This is a genomic window from Providencia sp. PROV202, from assembly GCF_028479565.1.
GTDB lineage: Bacteria > Pseudomonadota > Gammaproteobacteria > Enterobacterales > Enterobacteriaceae > Providencia > Providencia zhijiangensis.
The window spans coordinates 94,676-111,628 of sequence record NZ_JAMPNV010000017.1; the positions used below are offsets into that span (position 1 = coordinate 94,676).

At 45.0% G+C, this 16,953-nt stretch carries 16 protein-coding genes; 14 read left to right on the forward strand and 2 right to left on the reverse strand.

The genetic code is table 11. The annotated features are described in order from the left end of the window. Nucleotides 1–35: 35 nt before the first annotated feature. On the forward strand, nt 36–923 hold the full coding sequence (locus PR799_RS13210) for a carboxylate/amino acid/amine transporter (protein WP_154626136.1): 888 nt from the start codon (nt 36–38) through the stop codon (nt 921–923). Here the strand turns inward: PR799_RS13210 and metR are convergent. Beyond that, nucleotides 820–1,776 carry an HTH-type transcriptional regulator MetR gene (gene metR / locus PR799_RS13215; RefSeq protein ID WP_154626134.1) on the reverse strand — a complete coding sequence of 319 codons (957 nt, stop codon included), beginning with the start codon at nt 1,774–1,776 and terminating at the stop codon, nt 820–822. The genes PR799_RS13210 and metR overlap by 104 nt on opposite strands. 108 nt (nt 1,777–1,884) lie before the next feature. Between metR and metE the strand changes: the two genes are divergently transcribed. After that, nucleotides 1,885–4,164, forward strand: coding sequence for a 5-methyltetrahydropteroyltriglutamate--homocysteine S-methyltransferase (gene metE / locus PR799_RS13220; protein WP_272522359.1), 2,280 nt, complete (start codon nt 1,885–1,887; stop codon nt 4,162–4,164). Nucleotides 4,165–4,221: 57 nt separating this feature from the next. On the opposite strand, the gene PR799_RS13225 is transcribed toward metE, so the two are convergent. After that, on the reverse strand, nt 4,222–4,611 hold the full coding sequence (locus tag PR799_RS13225) for a YidB family protein (RefSeq protein ID WP_154626130.1): 390 nt from the start codon (nt 4,609–4,611) through the stop codon (nt 4,222–4,224). A 426-nt stretch (nt 4,612–5,037) separates the two neighbouring features. On the opposite strand from PR799_RS13225, the gene ltnD reads away from it, so the two are divergent. From ltnD to ubiE, 12 genes are all read left to right on the forward strand, one after another. Further along, nucleotides 5,038–5,946, forward strand: coding sequence for an L-threonate dehydrogenase (gene ltnD, locus PR799_RS13230; RefSeq protein ID WP_272522360.1), 909 nt, complete (start codon nt 5,038–5,040; stop codon nt 5,944–5,946). Further along, nucleotides 5,943–7,220, forward strand: coding sequence for a 3-oxo-tetronate kinase (otnK, locus tag PR799_RS13235; protein WP_272522361.1), 1,278 nt, complete (start codon nt 5,943–5,945; stop codon nt 7,218–7,220). The genes ltnD and otnK overlap by 4 nt, the downstream gene beginning before the upstream one ends. After that, nucleotides 7,213–7,854: a 3-oxo-tetronate 4-phosphate decarboxylase gene (otnC, locus tag PR799_RS13240; RefSeq protein ID WP_154626124.1), complete on the forward strand. Its 642-nt coding sequence runs from the start codon at nt 7,213–7,215 to the stop codon at nt 7,852–7,854. Before otnK ends, otnC begins: the two co-directional genes overlap by 8 nt. Before the next feature lie 10 nt (nt 7,855–7,864). Further along, nucleotides 7,865–8,644 carry a 2-oxo-tetronate isomerase gene (otnI, locus tag PR799_RS13245; protein WP_154626122.1) on the forward strand — a complete coding sequence of 260 codons (780 nt, stop codon included), beginning with the start codon at nt 7,865–7,867 and terminating at the stop codon, nt 8,642–8,644. 9 nt (nt 8,645–8,653) lie between these two features. Beyond that, the gene (locus tag PR799_RS13250) at nt 8,654–9,421 is read left to right on the forward strand and encodes a DeoR/GlpR family DNA-binding transcription regulator (RefSeq protein WP_036954967.1); all 768 of its coding nucleotides are present in this window, start codon (nt 8,654–8,656) and stop codon (nt 9,419–9,421) included. A gap of 56 nt (nt 9,422–9,477) precedes the next feature. Beyond that, nucleotides 9,478–10,437 carry a D-erythronate dehydrogenase gene (gene denD / locus PR799_RS13255; protein ID WP_154626120.1) on the forward strand — a complete coding sequence of 320 codons (960 nt, stop codon included), beginning with the start codon at nt 9,478–9,480 and terminating at the stop codon, nt 10,435–10,437. Between the two features lie 11 nt (nt 10,438–10,448). After that, nucleotides 10,449–11,825, forward strand: coding sequence for a GntP family permease (locus PR799_RS13260; protein ID WP_036954960.1), 1,377 nt, complete (start codon nt 10,449–10,451; stop codon nt 11,823–11,825). A 299-nt stretch (nt 11,826–12,124) separates the two neighbouring features. Further along, nucleotides 12,125–12,880, forward strand: a complete 756-nt coding sequence (udp, locus tag PR799_RS13265) for a uridine phosphorylase (protein WP_006658334.1) — start codon at nt 12,125–12,127, stop codon at nt 12,878–12,880. 282 nt (nt 12,881–13,162) lie between these two features. Continuing rightward, nucleotides 13,163–13,945 (forward strand): tyrosine-protein phosphatase, encoded by a 783-nt coding sequence (locus PR799_RS13270; protein WP_272522365.1) that lies wholly within the window; start codon nt 13,163–13,165, stop codon nt 13,943–13,945. A 184-nt stretch (nt 13,946–14,129) separates the two neighbouring features. Then, nucleotides 14,130–14,660 (forward strand): DedA family protein, encoded by a 531-nt coding sequence (locus PR799_RS13275; protein ID WP_154626116.1) that lies wholly within the window; start codon nt 14,130–14,132, stop codon nt 14,658–14,660. A gap of 105 nt (nt 14,661–14,765) precedes the next feature. Beyond that, the gene (gene rmuC, locus PR799_RS13280; RefSeq protein ID WP_272522366.1) at nt 14,766–16,121 is read left to right on the forward strand and encodes a DNA recombination protein RmuC; all 1,356 of its coding nucleotides are present in this window, start codon (nt 14,766–14,768) and stop codon (nt 16,119–16,121) included. Nucleotides 16,122–16,196: 75 nt separating this feature from the next. Beyond that, nucleotides 16,197–16,952, forward strand: coding sequence for a bifunctional demethylmenaquinone methyltransferase/2-methoxy-6-polyprenyl-1,4-benzoquinol methylase UbiE (ubiE, locus tag PR799_RS13285; protein WP_036954951.1), 756 nt, complete (start codon nt 16,197–16,199; stop codon nt 16,950–16,952). The last annotated feature ends 1 nt before the right edge of the window (nt 16,953 follow it).

Consider the following 16,953-nt stretch of genomic DNA (forward strand, 5'->3'; position numbering starts at 1 on the left):
GTTTGTTAAATCATTGTGCTTGAGAGTGAACAACAATGTGGTTACTCGTTTTCACGACGCTGCTTTGGGCAGCGTCTTTTAGTTTAATGGGGGAATACCTCGCAGGGCAGGTGGATAGCTGGCTATCTGTGCTTATCCGCGTGAGTTTAGCCTCTTTGGTATTCCTACCTTTTCTGCGTTGGCGCAACTTCAGCGCCAAAGTGATCTCACTGTATATGTTGGTAGGTGCTTGCCAGCTGGGGATCATGTATTACTTTGTTTTCCAAGCCTATAAATACCTGAGTGTGGCAGAATTTTTGCTATTTACGGTATTAACTCCGCTATATGTTACGTTGATTTATGACCTTTTAGAGCGCCAACGCCTACGTAAAGGCTATCTGTTTAGCTCGATATTAGCCGTGATTGGTGCTGCCATTATTCGTTATGATCACCTTAGCGAATCATTCTGGATTGGTCTGATGTTTGTTCAGCTTGCCAACATCTTCTTTGCATTGGGGCAAGTGGGATATAAGCGCTTAATGGAAGTGCACCCGATCCCCCAGCATCAAGCCTTTTCATGGTTTTATCTCGGGGCGACGTTGATTGCCTTGATGGGATGGCTACTGTTTGGAAATAAGGCGATGGTGCCGACAAGCCAAGCTCAATGGATAGTTTTACTCTGGTTGGGTGTGGTTGCGTCGGGGATTGGTTATTTTCTGTGGAACTATGGCGCCACAAAAGTGGATGCCGGAACCCTCGCGATAATGAATAACATGATGGTTCCAGCCGGTTTATTAGTGAACTTTGCTATTTGGCAGCAACATCCTAATTGGCTCAGTTTTACCATGGGGTCGAGCCTGATAATTGCGTCTCTGTGGGTGCATAAGCGTTGGATCCTCGCACCGACTTCACGTAAGACAAATTCTCCACCGCGTGATCAGTAGCGGTATTGGTAAATGTTTCAATGGCTGGCTGGCGCTGTTCGCCTTCACGACATGCAGCGTACAGTCGGCTCCATAACCCACTTCCTAAAGTTTTCGTCGTAATCAAACCTTGTTTTTCAAAGGAATCCACCGCCCAGTGTGGCAGTGCTGCAATCCCCATTTTAGCCGCCACCATCTGAATTAAAATCAGCGTATTGTCGACGGTTTTGATATTAGGTGAAACACCCGCAGGCTGTAAGAAATGACGCCAGATATCAAAACGTTGGCGCTGAACTGGATAAATCAGCAATGTCTCTTTGGCAAGATCATGAGGCTCAATCAACGGTTTTTTAGCTAATGGATGGTCATTCGCCACCACCAGTTTCACTTCATAATCAAACATCGGTGTGTAGTGTAAATCTTGATCCGCAAGGATATCGGAGGTCATCACGATGTCTAATTCTCGCGAAAGTAATTCAGGCTGCGGGTCAAAGGTTACGCCAGATTTAAAATCGACGGTCACTTGTGGCCATGCTTGCCTAAACTGTTGTAGCGCAGGGGTCAACCACTGAATGCAGCTATGGCACTCAATCGCGATACGCAGCGTACTGACGGTCGGTTCATTGCAGACACGAATCGCGTCTTTCACCATTGGCAAAATACGTTGCGCTAATTGTAGCAGCACTTCCCCTTGCGGTGTGAAATGGATGGGCTGAGTTTTACGAACAAACAGTTTGTAGCCTAAGCGATGCTCTAAATCACTAAATTGGTGAGATAGCGCCGACTGAGTCTGGTGCAGGTGCGTCGCAGTGGCAGCTAATGATCCGTATTGGCTGAGTGCCTGCAACGTTTTTAAATGTTTTAATTCGATCATGAGAAACCTTCAAGTAGACGATGAATAATTTGCGCTTGTGCTTTATACAGTACCTGTTGATTATAGATGTGTAAACATCTAGACGGCTAAATATTTTAAGGGGTCAATATGTCTGTTATAAATCATACACTTGGTTTTCCACGTGTCGGTCTAAAAAGAGAACTCAAACGTGCACAAGAAGATTATTGGGCAGGCAAAATTGACCAATCTGCACTTCTTGAAACGGGTTATCAATTACGTGTTCGTCACTGGGAACAACAAAAAAATGCCGGTGTCGATCTGCTACCCGTCGGTGACTTTGCGTGGTATGACCAAGTTTTAACCACTAGTTTATTACTAGGAAACGTTCCGCCGCGTCATCAAAATGAAGATGGCACTGTCGATTTAGATACCTTATTCCGTGTGGCTCGTGGTCGTGCGCCAACAGGCAAGCCAGCGGCGGCGGGAGAAATGACGAAATGGTTTAATACTAACTATCACTATATCGTGCCGGAATTCCAGCAAGGGCAACAATTTAAACTGTCGTGGAATCAACTGTTTGAAGAAGTCGACGAAGCATTAAAACTCGGTCACAACGTTAAACCTGTCGTCATTGGCCCGATTACCTACCTGTGGTTAGGAAAAGTGAAGGGACCTGCCTTCGACCGCCTATCGTTACTGAAAGATTTACTGCCTGTTTACCAAGAAATTCTAACTAGACTGGCTGAAAAAGGCGTGGAGTGGGTGCAAATTGACGAGCCCGCACTGGTACTCGATTTACCTCTCGAATGGCAGGACGCATATCAACAAGCGTATCAATCCCTAGCAGGTAAAACTAACTTACTGTTAACCACTTATTTTGACGGTATTAGCCATCACTTGGATGTGATTAAACAACTGCCAGTGCAAGGACTGCATGTGGATGTGGTTGCGGGTAAGGATGATATCGCGGCACTGCATCAAGCACTTCCTAAGGACTGGGTGCTTTCGTTAGGGTTAATTAATGGGCGTAACGTATGGAAAGGGGATTTAGGCGAAAAATTCCAACGGGTGAAACCGCTGCTAGGAGAGCGCACTCTGTGGGTCGGTTCATCTTGCTCGTTACTGCATAGCCCAATTGATTTAAATGATGAAACGCGTCTGGATGCCGAAGTGAAAAGCTGGTTTGCGTTTGCGCTGCAAAAATGTGAAGAACTGGCACTATTGACGAAAACACTCAATCAACCAACGGCAGAATACATCGCAGCGCTAGAAACCTATAGTGCGCCAATTCGTGCTCGCCGCACCTCTTCTCGAGTCAATAATACGCAGGTCGCTCAGCGCTTAGCGGCAATTAACGCGAAAGATACCGAGCGTACTCGTCCTTATGTAAAGCGCGCTGAACTTCAGCGCCAACGTTTTAATCTGCCGTTGTGGCCAACCACGACGATTGGCTCTTTCCCGCAAACCAGTGAAATTCGTTCTTTACGTCTTGATTTCAAAAAAGGTAATGTGGATCAACTGAATTACCGTACCAGTATCAGTGAGCATATCAAACAAGCTATCAAGGAGCAGGAGCTACTGGATATTGACGTCCTCGTGCATGGTGAAGCCGAGCGAAATGACATGGTGGAATACTTCGGTGAACACTTTGATGGCTATGTCTTTACGCAAAATGGTTGGGTACAGAGTTACGGTTCTCGCTGCGTGAAGCCACCTGTGATCATTGGTGATATTAGCCGCCCAGAAGCCATTACCGTGGAGTGGGCGAAGTATGCACAGTCGTTGACGGATAAACCGGTCAAAGGAATGCTGACAGGCCCGGTGACAATCCTGTGCTGGTCATTCCCTCGGGAAGATGTCAGTCGTGAAACGATAGCCAAGCAAATTGCGCTGGCATTGCGTGACGAAGTGGATGATTTACAAAAAGCGGGTATTGGCATCATTCAGATTGATGAGCCTGCATTACGTGAAGGGCTGCCGCTGCGCCGCGATGAGTGGAATGACTATCTGACTTGGGCGGTAGATGCCTTTAAATTAAGTGCCGCTATCGCCGATGATGAGACACAGATTCACACCCATATGTGTTATTGCGAGTTCAATGACATCATGGATTCGATTGCTGCGCTGGATGCTGATGTTATCACCATTGAAACGTCGCGCTCGGATATGGATCTATTAGACGCATTCGAAGATTTTGATTACCCAAATGAAATTGGTCCGGGGGTTTATGATATTCACTCGCCTAACGTCCCAAATGTAGAGTGGATTGTGGCGCTATTACGTAAGGCTGCACAGCGAGTGCCCGTGGAGCGTTTATGGGTGAATCCAGACTGCGGTTTAAAAACTCGCGGATGGACAGAGACTCGCCAAGCACTGGCTAACATGGTGGAAGCGGCGAAAAAACTGCGAAATGAGTATCAAAGCTAGTTCAGTAAAAAGCCCACTTTAAAGTGGGCTTTTTGTTATCTGTGCTGAGTGCAGATCTTAACCGAACAGTTTTTGTTTCAGTAAGTTCATGCCAATTGACGCTAAATCAATATTTTCTGGCAGCACACCATTCGGGCTAGCACTATCTACGATAGTCGGTAAGTACTTAGCGACCATATCTGTTGCTTGTTGTGGATCTAAACCAACGCGCTGAGCGAGTTCTTGGATCCCTGAATCACCGAAAACTTGCATTAACTGGCTAGCATTAACTGGCAAATTTTCACCTTCAGCAATCCATGATGAAACGATCCCGCCTAAGCCTTCAGTGTTAAATTTATCGACGACACCTGAGAGCCCACCTTGCTTTTCAACCCAATCAATAACAGATTGAAACTGTTGCATTTTATCACCTGCAACCATGCCTAACACTTGATCAAACAGACCCATTTTGACTCCTCGATAACGTAATTGATGCGTTCAATACCAAGTATGGAACATTTTACAAAAAATAATAGGCGGCTATTTTGGGGAATTTACTCAACAGGTCAATGAAAATCAGAGACAAAGAGGGAATTTAATCGGTATAAAAACCAATGGGTTAAAAAATAGCCAAATCAATCACAATTTTTATCACACTTTCTTGTGAAGGGAGATATCAGGTTGTTAAATTAAAAATTATTTAAATATCATTGGGATATAGAATAATTGTTTAAAATTTATATTATCTTTAGTGTGATGGTAGTCATGTGTTTGTGAATTTGGTTATGTGAAAATTCACAATATTCACCAGAATTAACAGTACTTACCAAAACTAAACTAACAGTATTCACCAGAATTTATCATTTGTTGGAACTGACAACATCAGGGGGCTAGATGAAAAATACCGTTAACCATGTTGGCGTTATTGGTCTGGGTTCGATGGGGATGGGGATCGCGCAATCACTAATAAGAAATAAGATCCCAACCTATGGGTTTGATTTAAATCCACAAGCCTGTGAGGCGCTACTCGAATATGGGGCGCAAGCTACAGGTAAAGATGCTGCGCAGTATGCGCAACAGCTAGATGCACTACTTATGGTCGTTGTTAATGGCCGACAAGTTGAGGCGATTTTGTTTGGTGGTGAGAAACCACTGGTCGAGCAGCTTCGTCCAAATACTGCCATTGTGTTGCACAGCACACTGGCGGCGGAGCAGACAAAACAGATAGCTCAGCGCCTTGCCGAATACCAGCTTCCATTAGTCGATGCGCCGATATCTGGCGGCGCGATTAAAGCGGCAGAAGGCAAACTGACCGTCATGGCATCGGGTTCTCCAGAGCTATTCATTCAGCTTGCGACGGTATTTGAGGCAATTTCAGAGCGCCTTTATCGTGTGGGGGATGAAATCGGCCTTGGCTCAACCGTGAAAACTATCCACCAGCTACTGGCGGGGGTGCATATTGCGGTTGCTGCGGAAAGTATGGCGCTGGCGGCAAAAGCGGGTATCAATTTAGATGTGATGTATGACATCGTCACCCATGCCGCTGGTAACTCATGGATGTTTGAGAACCGCATGCAGCATGTACTTGATGGAGACTATACACCTAAATCGTCAGTCGATATTTTTGTGAAAGATCTCGGTTTGGTGATGCAAACCGGAAAAGCGCTGAATTTCCCGCTACCTTTGGCGGCAACAGCGCATCAAATGTTTATCTCAGCCAGTAATGAAGGTTTTGGCTTACAGGATGATAGTGCCGTTATCAAAACCTTTAAGGGAATTACTTTACCGGAGAAAAAGGCATGACAGTGAAATTAGGCGTGATTGCTGATGATTTTACCGGCGCGACAGATATTGCAGGCTTTATGGTACAAAACGGCTGGAAAGTGGTGCAGCTACTGAATGAGCCGAATGAAAATACCCCAATCCCTCAAGATGTGGATGCCATTGTGGTGAGCTTGAAAAGTCGTTCTTGCCCTGTGGATGAAGCCATTAGTGCCTCGGTGAATGCCTGCCGCTGGCTGAAGGAATCGGCGCAGTGCCAGCAAATTTTCTTTAAATATTGCTCCACATTTGATTCAACCGAGAAAGGCAACATTGGTCCAGTCACCGATGCACTGATGAAGCAGCTGGATACCTCATTATCGCTAGTGTGCCCTGCATTGCCTGTTAACGGTCGAACCGTGGTACATGGGCACCTGTTTGTTAACGGTCAATTGCTCAATGAAAGTGGAATGCAGCATCACCCAGTGACACCAATGACCGATGCCAACCTGATGCGCGTCATGGAAAAACAGTCCGCAGGTAAAGCGGGGCTGATTAACTTGGCAACCGTACAAAAGGGTAGCGCCGCTATCACAGAGCAGTTAGAACAGCTACGCCAGCAAGGTATCAGCTATGCGGTTGTGGATAGCTTCACGATGGATGATTTACTGCCGATTGCTCAGGCTTCGCAATCACTGCCTTTATTAACGGGCGGGTCTGGATTGGGGGCTGCACTTGCGAATATTGATAGCCAAGTAGCTTGGGGGCAAGGGGAAAGCCGTGGCGCTAAGCCGACGGGCAAAGAGAGAAAAACGGTCATTCTATCAGGTAGCTGCTCGCTAATGACCAACAAGCAAGTACAAAGCTATCAACAAGTTGCACCTAGCAAAGCGCTAGATGTGGGTGAATGCATCAATAATCCAGACTATGCAACTGTATTAGCGAAATGGGTTAAAGACCAGAAAATCACTGGGTTAGCGCCTCTGTTATATGCAACCCAACCACCTGAGTTGTTGAAGCAAACACAGGAAAAATACGGCGCCGCATTATCGAGTACCGCGGTGGAAAATGTGTTTGGGCAGGTAGTGACGTTACTTCAGCAGCAAGGTTATAACACTTTTATTATCGCAGGTGGCGAAACCTCTGGGAAAGTGGTGCAAAGCCTTGGAACTGAACAATTAAGTATTGGCTCACCTATCGCGCCAGGTGTGCCTTGGGTACAAGACTTAGCGAGCGGTAACTGGTTAGCACTGAAATCAGGCAATTTTGGTCAAGAGAATTTCTTCCAGTTAGCACAGGAGATGGTTAATGAGTAATGAAAAGGCGCTACGCCAAGAGTTAGTGGATTGGGCTAAATCAATGTTTAATCGCGGCTACAGCAGCGGTGGTGCAGGCAATATCAGCGCACGCTTGCCGGATGGCTGCATTATTGTCACCCCGACTAACTCGAGCTTTGGTGATTTAAATCCTGAGCGCCTGAGCAAGCTCGATGCGCAAGGTAACTGGATTGATGGTGACAAGCCAACAAAAGAAGTTTCCATGCATATGGCAATGTATTTGCAGCGTTCAGATTGCCAAGCGGTGGTTCATTTACATTCACCTTGGCTAACGGCACTGTCGTGTTTACCGAATTTAGATACCGCAAACTGCTTACCGCCGATCACGCCTTATTACGTGATGCGTGTGGGCAAATTACCGTTGATTGAATATTTACCACCGGGTGATGACCGTATTGGTGAAGAAATCGCAAAATTAGCGCCAAATCATAATGCGATTTTACTCTCTAACCACGGCCCCGTTGTTGGCGGAAAAACCTTAAGACAGGCGTTTTTCAATGCGGAAGAATTAGAAGATACCGCGCGTCTATACATTACATTGCGCCCACACGGCTTCACCACGTTAACGCAAGAGCAGGTTCATGAGCTCGAAAGCCGTTATCCACAGAAATGAGGCGATAGATATGGCTAAATTTGCAGCAAATCTCAGTATGATGTTTAACGAAGTTCCGTTTATTCAACGCTTTGAACGTGCCGCTCAGGCTGGCTTTAAGGGCGTTGAGTATCTTTTCCCTTATGAAGAAGATGCGGATGTTATTGCGATTGAATTAAAAAAACATCAGCTTACTCAAGCACTATTTAATATGCCTGCGGGAAATTGGGGCGCTGGCGAGCGTGGAATGGCGTCTATTCCCGGTCGTGAAGCAGAATTCGCTCAAGGGGTACAAACCGCCCTGAAGTACGCTTTAGCATTAGGCTGCAAGCAAGTGCATGCTATGGCAGGAAAAGTGGATGATAAATTCACGCCTGAAGAGCAAAAAACCTGTTTTATTAAGAATATACAGTATGCTGCGGATGTGATGGCTGAGCACGACATTCGTGTGCTTATCGAGCCGATTAATACCCGCGATATGCCGGGGTATTTCTTAACGACCCAAAAGCAGGCTGAAGCGCTGTTACCTGAAATCAATCGCGACAATGTATTTATTCAATTGGACTTGTATCACTGCCAGATTATGGAAGGTGACTTATTGAAAACAATTGAGCGTCTTTGGGGTAAATTTAGTCATATTCAGATAGCATCAGTACCTTTTCGCCATGAACCTGATAGCGGTGAAGTCAATTACCCATGGATTTTTAATCAACTTGATGAAATGGGATATGAAGGCTGGCTGGGATGTGAATACCACCCAGCAGGACGCACCGAAGACGGTTTAGGCTGGCTAAAGCAAGCTAATTCCTAGGAGAACCGAATGATCCCTTCCGAACGTCGTGATTTTATTTATCGCTATGTCTATGAGCACCAAACTGTGTCTATCAATGACTTAGTTGGTTTAATGAATGTCTCTCATATGACGGTTAGACGTGATATTCGCATGTTGGAAGAGGAAGGGAAGGTTGTCGGAATTAGCGGTGGAGTTCGGTTAAATGATGCGTTACGCCAAGAGCTACCATGGAGCGAAAAGGCGAGGCTTCATCATCAAACGAAACGCGAAATCGGGCAGTTTGCCAGTTCACTGGTTGAAGATGGTCAGGTGGTTTACCTCGATGCAGGCACGACTACCTTTGAAATTGCCCGCGTATTAGGTGAGCGTTTTAATCTCACTATCGTGACCAATGATTTTTCCATCATGCAGTACTTGATGAATAAATCACAACTGAACCTGTATCACACTGGCGGGCAGGTTGATAAACGCAATCACTCCTGTGTTGGCAATACGGCGGCCGCTATGTTGCAGACACTGAATGTAGACATCGCGTTTATTAGTACCAGCTCGTGGGATCTGCAACATGGGGTTTCCACTCCTCATGAGGAAAAAGTCCAAATAAAACAAACTTTATTGGATGTTGCTCGTCGATGTGTACTGGTTTCAGACAGCAGTAAATTCGGTAAATACGGTATGTTCCGTGTCTGCCCATTAGATCAATTGCACGACATCATTTGTGACCAACATTTACCGTCTGATGTGGTGCAACGGATACTCGAAAAAAACATAAAACTTCATTTAATAAATACATAAAAAACATCTTACCTACTGATGCATAGCCCGACAGGGTTATAGCAAGGAGAATGACAATGAAAGTTATTATTACTGGTGGCGCAGGCTTTCTGGGCCAGCAGCTAGCCGCTGCTTTGCTTAAAAACAACCAAGGATTAAAATTTGACCAGCTCGTTTTAGCGGATATTCAGTGCCCTACATCGCCTATTGAAGACTCTCGCGTGAGTTGCGTTGCATTAGACTTAACCCAGCCAGAAGCGGCCGATAAGCTGATTGACGCGCAAACTGATGTGGTATTCCACCTTGCGGCGATCGTCAGTAGCCATGCTGAAAGTGACTTTAACTTAGGCATGAAAGTGAACTTCGATGCGACTCGCCAATTGCTTGAAGTCGCTCGCGCTAAAAACCCTGCCATCAAGTTTTTATTCACCAGCTCCCTTGCGGTTTTTGGCGGTGAATTACCGGATGTGATCACCGACCTGTGTGTTGTGAACCCTCAGTCTTCTTATGGCGCTCAAAAAGCCATGTGTGAATTGATGGTGAACGACTATTCCCGTAAAGGCTATGTGGATGGACGCGTGATGCGCTTACCTACCATTAGTATTCGCCCGGGAGTCCCGAATAAAGCGGCATCTTCTTTTGCTAGCGGTATTATCCGCGAGCCTCTCAATGGGATTGAGAGTGTTTGCCCAGTGTCTCCAGAGTTGGCGCTATGGTTATCTAGCCCAGAAACGGTCATCAACAACTTCATCCATGCGGTTTCGATTCCAGCAGAGAAATTTGGTCTTTCACGCACAGTGAACCTGCCAGGGATCACCGTGACAGTGCAAGAGATGATTGATGCCCTGCGTGATGTCGCTGGTCAACAAGCAGTTGATTTAATTCGCTTTGAACCGGATGAAGCCGTCAACCGCATCGTAGCTAGCTGGCCGGGTAAATTCGATATTCGCCGTGCACTGGATTTAGGTTTTAAAGCTGATGGATCATTTAGCGATGCGATCCGTTCCTTCATTAAGCACCACGGCTGTGCAAAATAGGAGATTAAACAATGTCCTATATTCCTATTATTGGCCTCGCGGTGGCCATATTTGTCCTTATCTTTTTAGTATTGCGAACGCGGGTTCACGCCTTGTTAGCGATGTTGATTGCGGCTGCAATCGCAGGGTTATCAGGGGGATTAACTGCGGCGGAAACCGTCACCGTTATTACAAAGGGCTTTGGTTCGACCCTCGGTAGCATTGGTATTGTTATCGGTCTCGGGGTAATGATGGGAAGGGTGCTGGAAGTGTCCGGCGCTGCTGAGCAGATAGCTTATAGTTTTATCAAATGGTTAGGTAAAAAACGCGAAGAGTGGGCGCTGGCAATTACCGGTTATATTGTCAGTATTCCTATCTTTGTCGACTCTGCATTCGTTATTTTGTATCCGCTGGCAAAAGCGTTAGCGAAGAATGGGAAGCGCAGTATTTTAACCCTTGGTGTCGCATTGGCGGGTGGTCTGGTTGTTACCCACCATACTGTACCACCAACTCCGGGCCCTCTCGGTGTTGCTGGGATCTTCGGGGTTGATGTTGGTGCCATGATTTTAGCGGGTATGACGCTGGCAGTGCCGTGCGTTATCGGGATTGTGTTCTACGCCAAGTGGCTGGGAACTAAATATCCTGAATTTATGCCAGATGAGACGGGCAGCGAAGATTTAAAAGAAGTACATGCGCGTTACATGGAAGAAAAAGCCAACAAACCATTACCGAGCTTATTCTTATCATTGTTACCAATTATCACGCCAATTCTGTTGATTTTTATTAATGCTATCAACGGATTATTACTGAAAACAGCCGCCTTCCAAGGCATGGATGATAATTGGTACTTCCAATCATTCCAATTCTTGGGAGCACCGATTATCGCCTTATCTATTAGTGTCCTGATTTCGGTCTATACGTTAATGCCAAAAGCATCGAAAGAAGAAGTTATCGACCGTATGGAAGAAGGTTTACAAGCAGCGGGTATCATCCTGCTTGTGACAGGTGCTGGTGGAGCATTAGGTGCAGTATTGCGTGACAGCGGGACGGGAACCATTCTTGCGGAGCATGTCGCGAATTTACCGATTACGCCCGTATTAATCCCGTTTATTATCGCGACATTAGTGCGTTTAATTCAGGGGTCTGGAACGGTAGCAATGATCACCGCGGCTTCAATCTCTGCACCAATCATTAGCCAAATTCCTGATATCAACTTATTAGTTGCGGCCCAAGCGGCAACGATGGGGTCTCTGTTCTTCGGTTACTTTAACGACAGCCTTTACTGGGTAGTGAACAGAATGATGGGGATCAAAGACGTTAAACAACAAATGATTGTTTGGTCTATTCCAACAACAATAGCTTGGGCTATCGGGTTGGTTGGGGTCTTGATCCTTGACGTAGTGTTGTAATCTGATGTAGCACTGTAAATCTAGTGTATTGATATTATAGTATTTTTTCTTCTGCCTAATAAAAGCGCCCATTCGGGCGCTTTCTTTCGATAATCACAAACATTCATCTATACTGGGTGTATCTCATTATTCACATTCATCTTAAGATAATTTATTTGTGATCACGATCTCATTTTAATGAAATTCATATGTATCTGTTTCTATTAAAGTAGATATTGGTCACTAAATTAATCAAAGCTAAGCGCTATATTGACAATAACGTACTAATTCAATGATGCCATTGTGTAAAGGAGTTTGATATGTCTGACGTTTTCCACTTAGGTTTAAAAAAGAGTGACTTACAGGGTGCAACCGTTGCTATTGTTCCTGGGGATCCTAACCGTGTTGAAAAAATTGCACGTCTGATGGACAACCCTGTACATCTGGCTTCATTACGCGAATTCACCTCATGGCGTGGCGAGCTTGATGGCAAAGCCGTGATTGTCTGCTCAACCGGTATTGGTGGCCCATCAACCTCTATCGCAGTTGAAGAACTGGCTCAGTTAGGTATCCGTACCTTCTTACGTATTGGCACAACAGGCGCAATCCAAGAAAACATCAATGTGGGTGATGTACTTGTCACCACAGGTGCGGTTCGTTTAGATGGCGCAAGCCAGCACTTTGCACCACTGGAATTCCCTGCAGTTGCTGACTTCACGTGTACTAATGCGCTGTATGCTGCGGCGACAGAAGCGGGTGCAACTGTACACGTTGGTATTACCGCATCTTCCGATACTTTCTACCCAGGTCAAGAACGTTACGACACCTATACAGGCCGCGTAATGCGTCACTTCAGAGGTTCAATGAAAGAGTGGCAAGACATGGGCGTGATGAACTATGAAATGGAATCTGCAACGCTGTTAACCATGTGTGCAAGCCAAGGCCTGCGTGCAGGTATGGTCGCTGGAGTTATCGTAAACCGTACTCAGCAAGAAATTCCAAATGAAGCGCTTCTGAAAAAAACAGAAGGCAATGTTCTGAGTATCGTTGTCGAAGCTGCTCGTCGCCTGCTGTAATCCTAATTAGCTGACCCGTTTACTGACTTCACTCGGTTGTGGATTTTCGGTAAACGGGTTCAGTTATCATCGTGCTACCCATGTATCTTAAATATTCTTGTATCTCTAATTGATCAGCGCAAAATTTATTTTCTCGCGTTTTTCTTATTCCCTTCATCGATGAATCTGTTATTGTCATTTAAAACAATTAATAGAAGCCTCTTAAGTTACTCAAATTACAAGTAATTGATGATTTCGTTTATTTTTAGTTTGAGCAATGACAGAGCTAAAAAGGGAAAACGTATGTCAACCAAACCTTACCTTCACCCCTCTGTACTACCTTTAACAGGTGGAATTAACTTTCGTGATTTAGGGGGAAAAAAGCTTTCCAATGGTGGAAAAATAAAGCCCGGTGTTTTATTTCGTTCTGGGGCGCTCGACCGCTTAACCCAAGATGATGAAAAAGTTTTACAGTCACAAAACCTTTTCCAAATCATCGACTATCGCGATGAAGCTGAAATTTTGGATAAACCGGATGTGGTGTGGAGTGGCGCTCATTATGTGCATGCCCCTGCGAACCCGCTGGCAAAAGAAGTGAGTGCGAATCTTGATAAACTCACCCCTGAAGTACTAGAACAGTTTGATCCTCAAGCTTTTATGTTCCGCCTCTATGAGTTACTTCCGCTGAATAATGCCGCTTATCACCAATTAGTGAACATGTTGAAGCAGCCAGAAAAAGGTGGACTTGTGCAACACTGTGCCGTGGGTAAAGATCGCACTGGGGTTGGCTCGGCGCTCGTGTTGTTTGCGTTGGGTGCAGATGTGAATACCGTGATGGATGATTACCTTTTAACGAACGAGACGTTAGCGCCATTCCGTAACCATTTACTCGAAGAGTTCTCCAAAACCATGAGTGAAAACGTGGTGAAAAAATTCGAATATGTGTTTTCTGTTCGTGAAGAATTTTTACAAACTGCATTGAAAAGTATAGAAAATAATTATGGTGGTGTGGATGGCTGGCTAGAAAAAGACTTTGGTTTAGATAAAGCTCAGCGCAGCGTATTACAAAGTTACTTCCTCGAATAAACCTCTGCGGAATTGAAGTTGCAATATGCCAGTTTTGTTGCAACTTTATTTACTTCCAAGAACTATAATATATTCACTTAGCGGCGTAATAATTGCTTATCTTAATAACAGTTAATTAGCTGAATAATAGTTACTTAGTCTACTCATAGTTAACATACCAATCTCAAACCGTAGGAATTCGCCCTTGAGCATTAATGAAATTGTCACGGTCATTACAGAATTCACTCGCGCTCACGAAGTGTGGGCTATCCCTATTGTGTTCATTCTTGCGTTTGGCGAGTCCCTCGCTTTCTTATCGTTATTGCTCCCTGCGACCGTTATCTTGCTTGGGCTAGGGGCATTAATTGGTGAAAGTGAGATTGCCTTTTTCCCGATTTGGTTAGCCGCTGCATTGGGCGCATTTTTCGGGGATTGGGTCTCTTATTGGTTTGGTTTTCACTATAAAGATAAAGTTCGTGAAATGTGGCCGATTTCCCGCAACCCTGAAATGATAGACAAAGGGCATCGCTTCTTTGAGAAGTGGGGCGTTTGGGGCATTTTCTTTGGTCGGTTTTTCGGGCCACTGAGGGCGGTAGTGCCGCTTGTTGCGGGGATCTGTGAAATGAAGCAGCGACATTTCCAAGTCGCTAACCTAGCCTCTGCGATGATTTGGGCGTTTGGCATTTTAGCCCCTGGCGCGCTTGGTTTACGTTGGTTTGCGAGTTGGATGGGATAAGCTGCGAAGCCGCTCGCAAAAAGTAGCCGTTGGGAGATTTACCTCTGGACACTTATACAGTATCCCATTACCTTACTCTAGATTTTAAAAAGTAAGGATTGAGTCGTGGATACCTCTCTTTTATATGCAATTATTGGCGCCTTAAGTGGCATTTTGGTCGGCGGTTTAGCGGTCTGGTTTTCTATTGTCCAAAAAATAGCGGGAAAAGAGCGAGAGCTACAAGAGGCATATCGCCAACTGGCGGCGAGCGATGAAAAAAATGTGCATTTAGCGCAGTGGAAAGAGGAATGTGACAGGCTCGATCAGGAGCTACGCACACAGCGGGATATTAACCGCGAACAGGAAGCTGAGCTGCGGGAAGTGATGACCCGTTTTGAACAGACGCAGCTCGCCAATGAAGAAAAACAACGGATTTTACAAAACAGCGAGCAGCGCCTTACCGCTCAGTTCGAAAATTTAGCCAATCGTATTTTTGAGCAGAACGAACGTCGAGCATCCGAACAACATCAGAAAAATTTAATGGCGATGCTGTCACCGTTTCGTGAGCAACTTGAAGGGTTTCGCCAGCAAGTACAGCAAAGCTATGGTGAAGAAGCCAAAGAACGCCATACACTCACTTATGAAATTCGCCAATTACAGCAGTTAAATAACCAAATGACCAAAGAAGCGGTCAATTTAACCCGAGCCCTAAAAGGAGATAACAAAATCCAAGGGAACTGGGGGGAAACGATTTTAACGCGGATTTTAGAAGTTTCAGGGCTGCGAAAAGGCAGTGAATTTGAAACTCAGGTAAGCATCAATACGGGGTTTAATAGCCGCTATCAACCCGATGTGATTATCCATCTTCCTGAAGGCAAAGATGTGGTGGTCGATGCGAAAATGTCACTGGTGGCTTATGAACACTATTTTAATAGCGATGATCCAGAACAGCAGCAGCAAGGCATCAAGGAGCATGTGGCGTCCATTCGTAATCATATGAAAATGCTCAGTCGCAAAGACTACCATCAGTTACCGGGAGTTCGCTCTTTAGATTATGTGCTCATGTTTATTCCGATTGAACCTGCGTATTTACTAGCACTAAAAGAAGCGCCTGAACTACTTGATGAAGGATTAAAACTGAATATTATGTTGGTTTGTCCATCCACCTTGTTGGTGGCCGTGCGTACCATTAATAATTTGTGGCGCTATGAACGGCAAGAGCAAAATGCTCAAGAAATCGCAGATAGAGCCGCTAAAATGTACGATAAGCTGCGTTTATTTATCGATGATATGCAGGTATTGGGCTCGAGTTTAGAGAAAGCAAATCATACTTATTCTTCAGCAATGAAGCGCCTTGCTGAAGGTCGAGGTAATTTGCTTGCTCAAGCGGAAAGCTTTAAAGAGTTAGGTGTGGAAGTTAAGCAATCTATAGACCCTCAGCTAGCTGAGCGGGCTGACAAGTCTAATTGTGCGGAATCTTAGAGTTATAATAGGGTTTTCACTCAAAGGCTGGTACACTTCACAAAAAAGTTTGAACGATTAACAGGCATAATAGAAATGACCGAACCAACAAAAGAAACCATCGATTTTGGTTTCCGTACTGTAGAGAAAGAAGAAAAAGCTGGCCTAGTCGCAAATGTTTTTCACTCTGTAGCCTCTAAATATGACCTGATGAATGACTTAATGTCTTTTGGTATTCATCGTATCTGGAAACGTTTCACAATCGAAGCGAGTGGTGTGCGTCGTAATCAACGTGTACTTGATCTTGCTGGTGGAACTGGTGACCTTACTGCAAAATTCTCTCGCCTTGTGGGTGAAAAGGGTGAAGTGGTTCTGGCAGATATTAACGATTCAATGTTAAAAATGGGACGCGAGAAACTACGCGATTTAGGCATTGTTGGTAATGTTAATTACGTTCAAGCGAACGCAGAAGAATTGCCATTCCCTGATAACTATTTTGACTGTATTACTATCTCTTTTGGTTTACGTAACGTGACCGATAAAGATAAAGCATTACGCTCCATGTTTCGCGTATTGAAGCCGGGTGGACGCCTATTAGTACTTGAGTTCTCTAAACCAATTCTTGAACCACTGAACAAAGCTTACGATGCTTACTCATTCCATATTTTACCGCGTATCGGTCAAGTGATTGTGAATGATCCTGAAAGCTATCGTTACCTCGCTGAATCTATCCGTATGCACCCAAATCAAGAAACCTTGAAAGGAATGATGGAAAACGCAGGTTTCGAGCAAGTCTCTTATGACAATATGACCGGTGGTATTGTTGCATTACATAAAGGGTTTAAATTCTAAG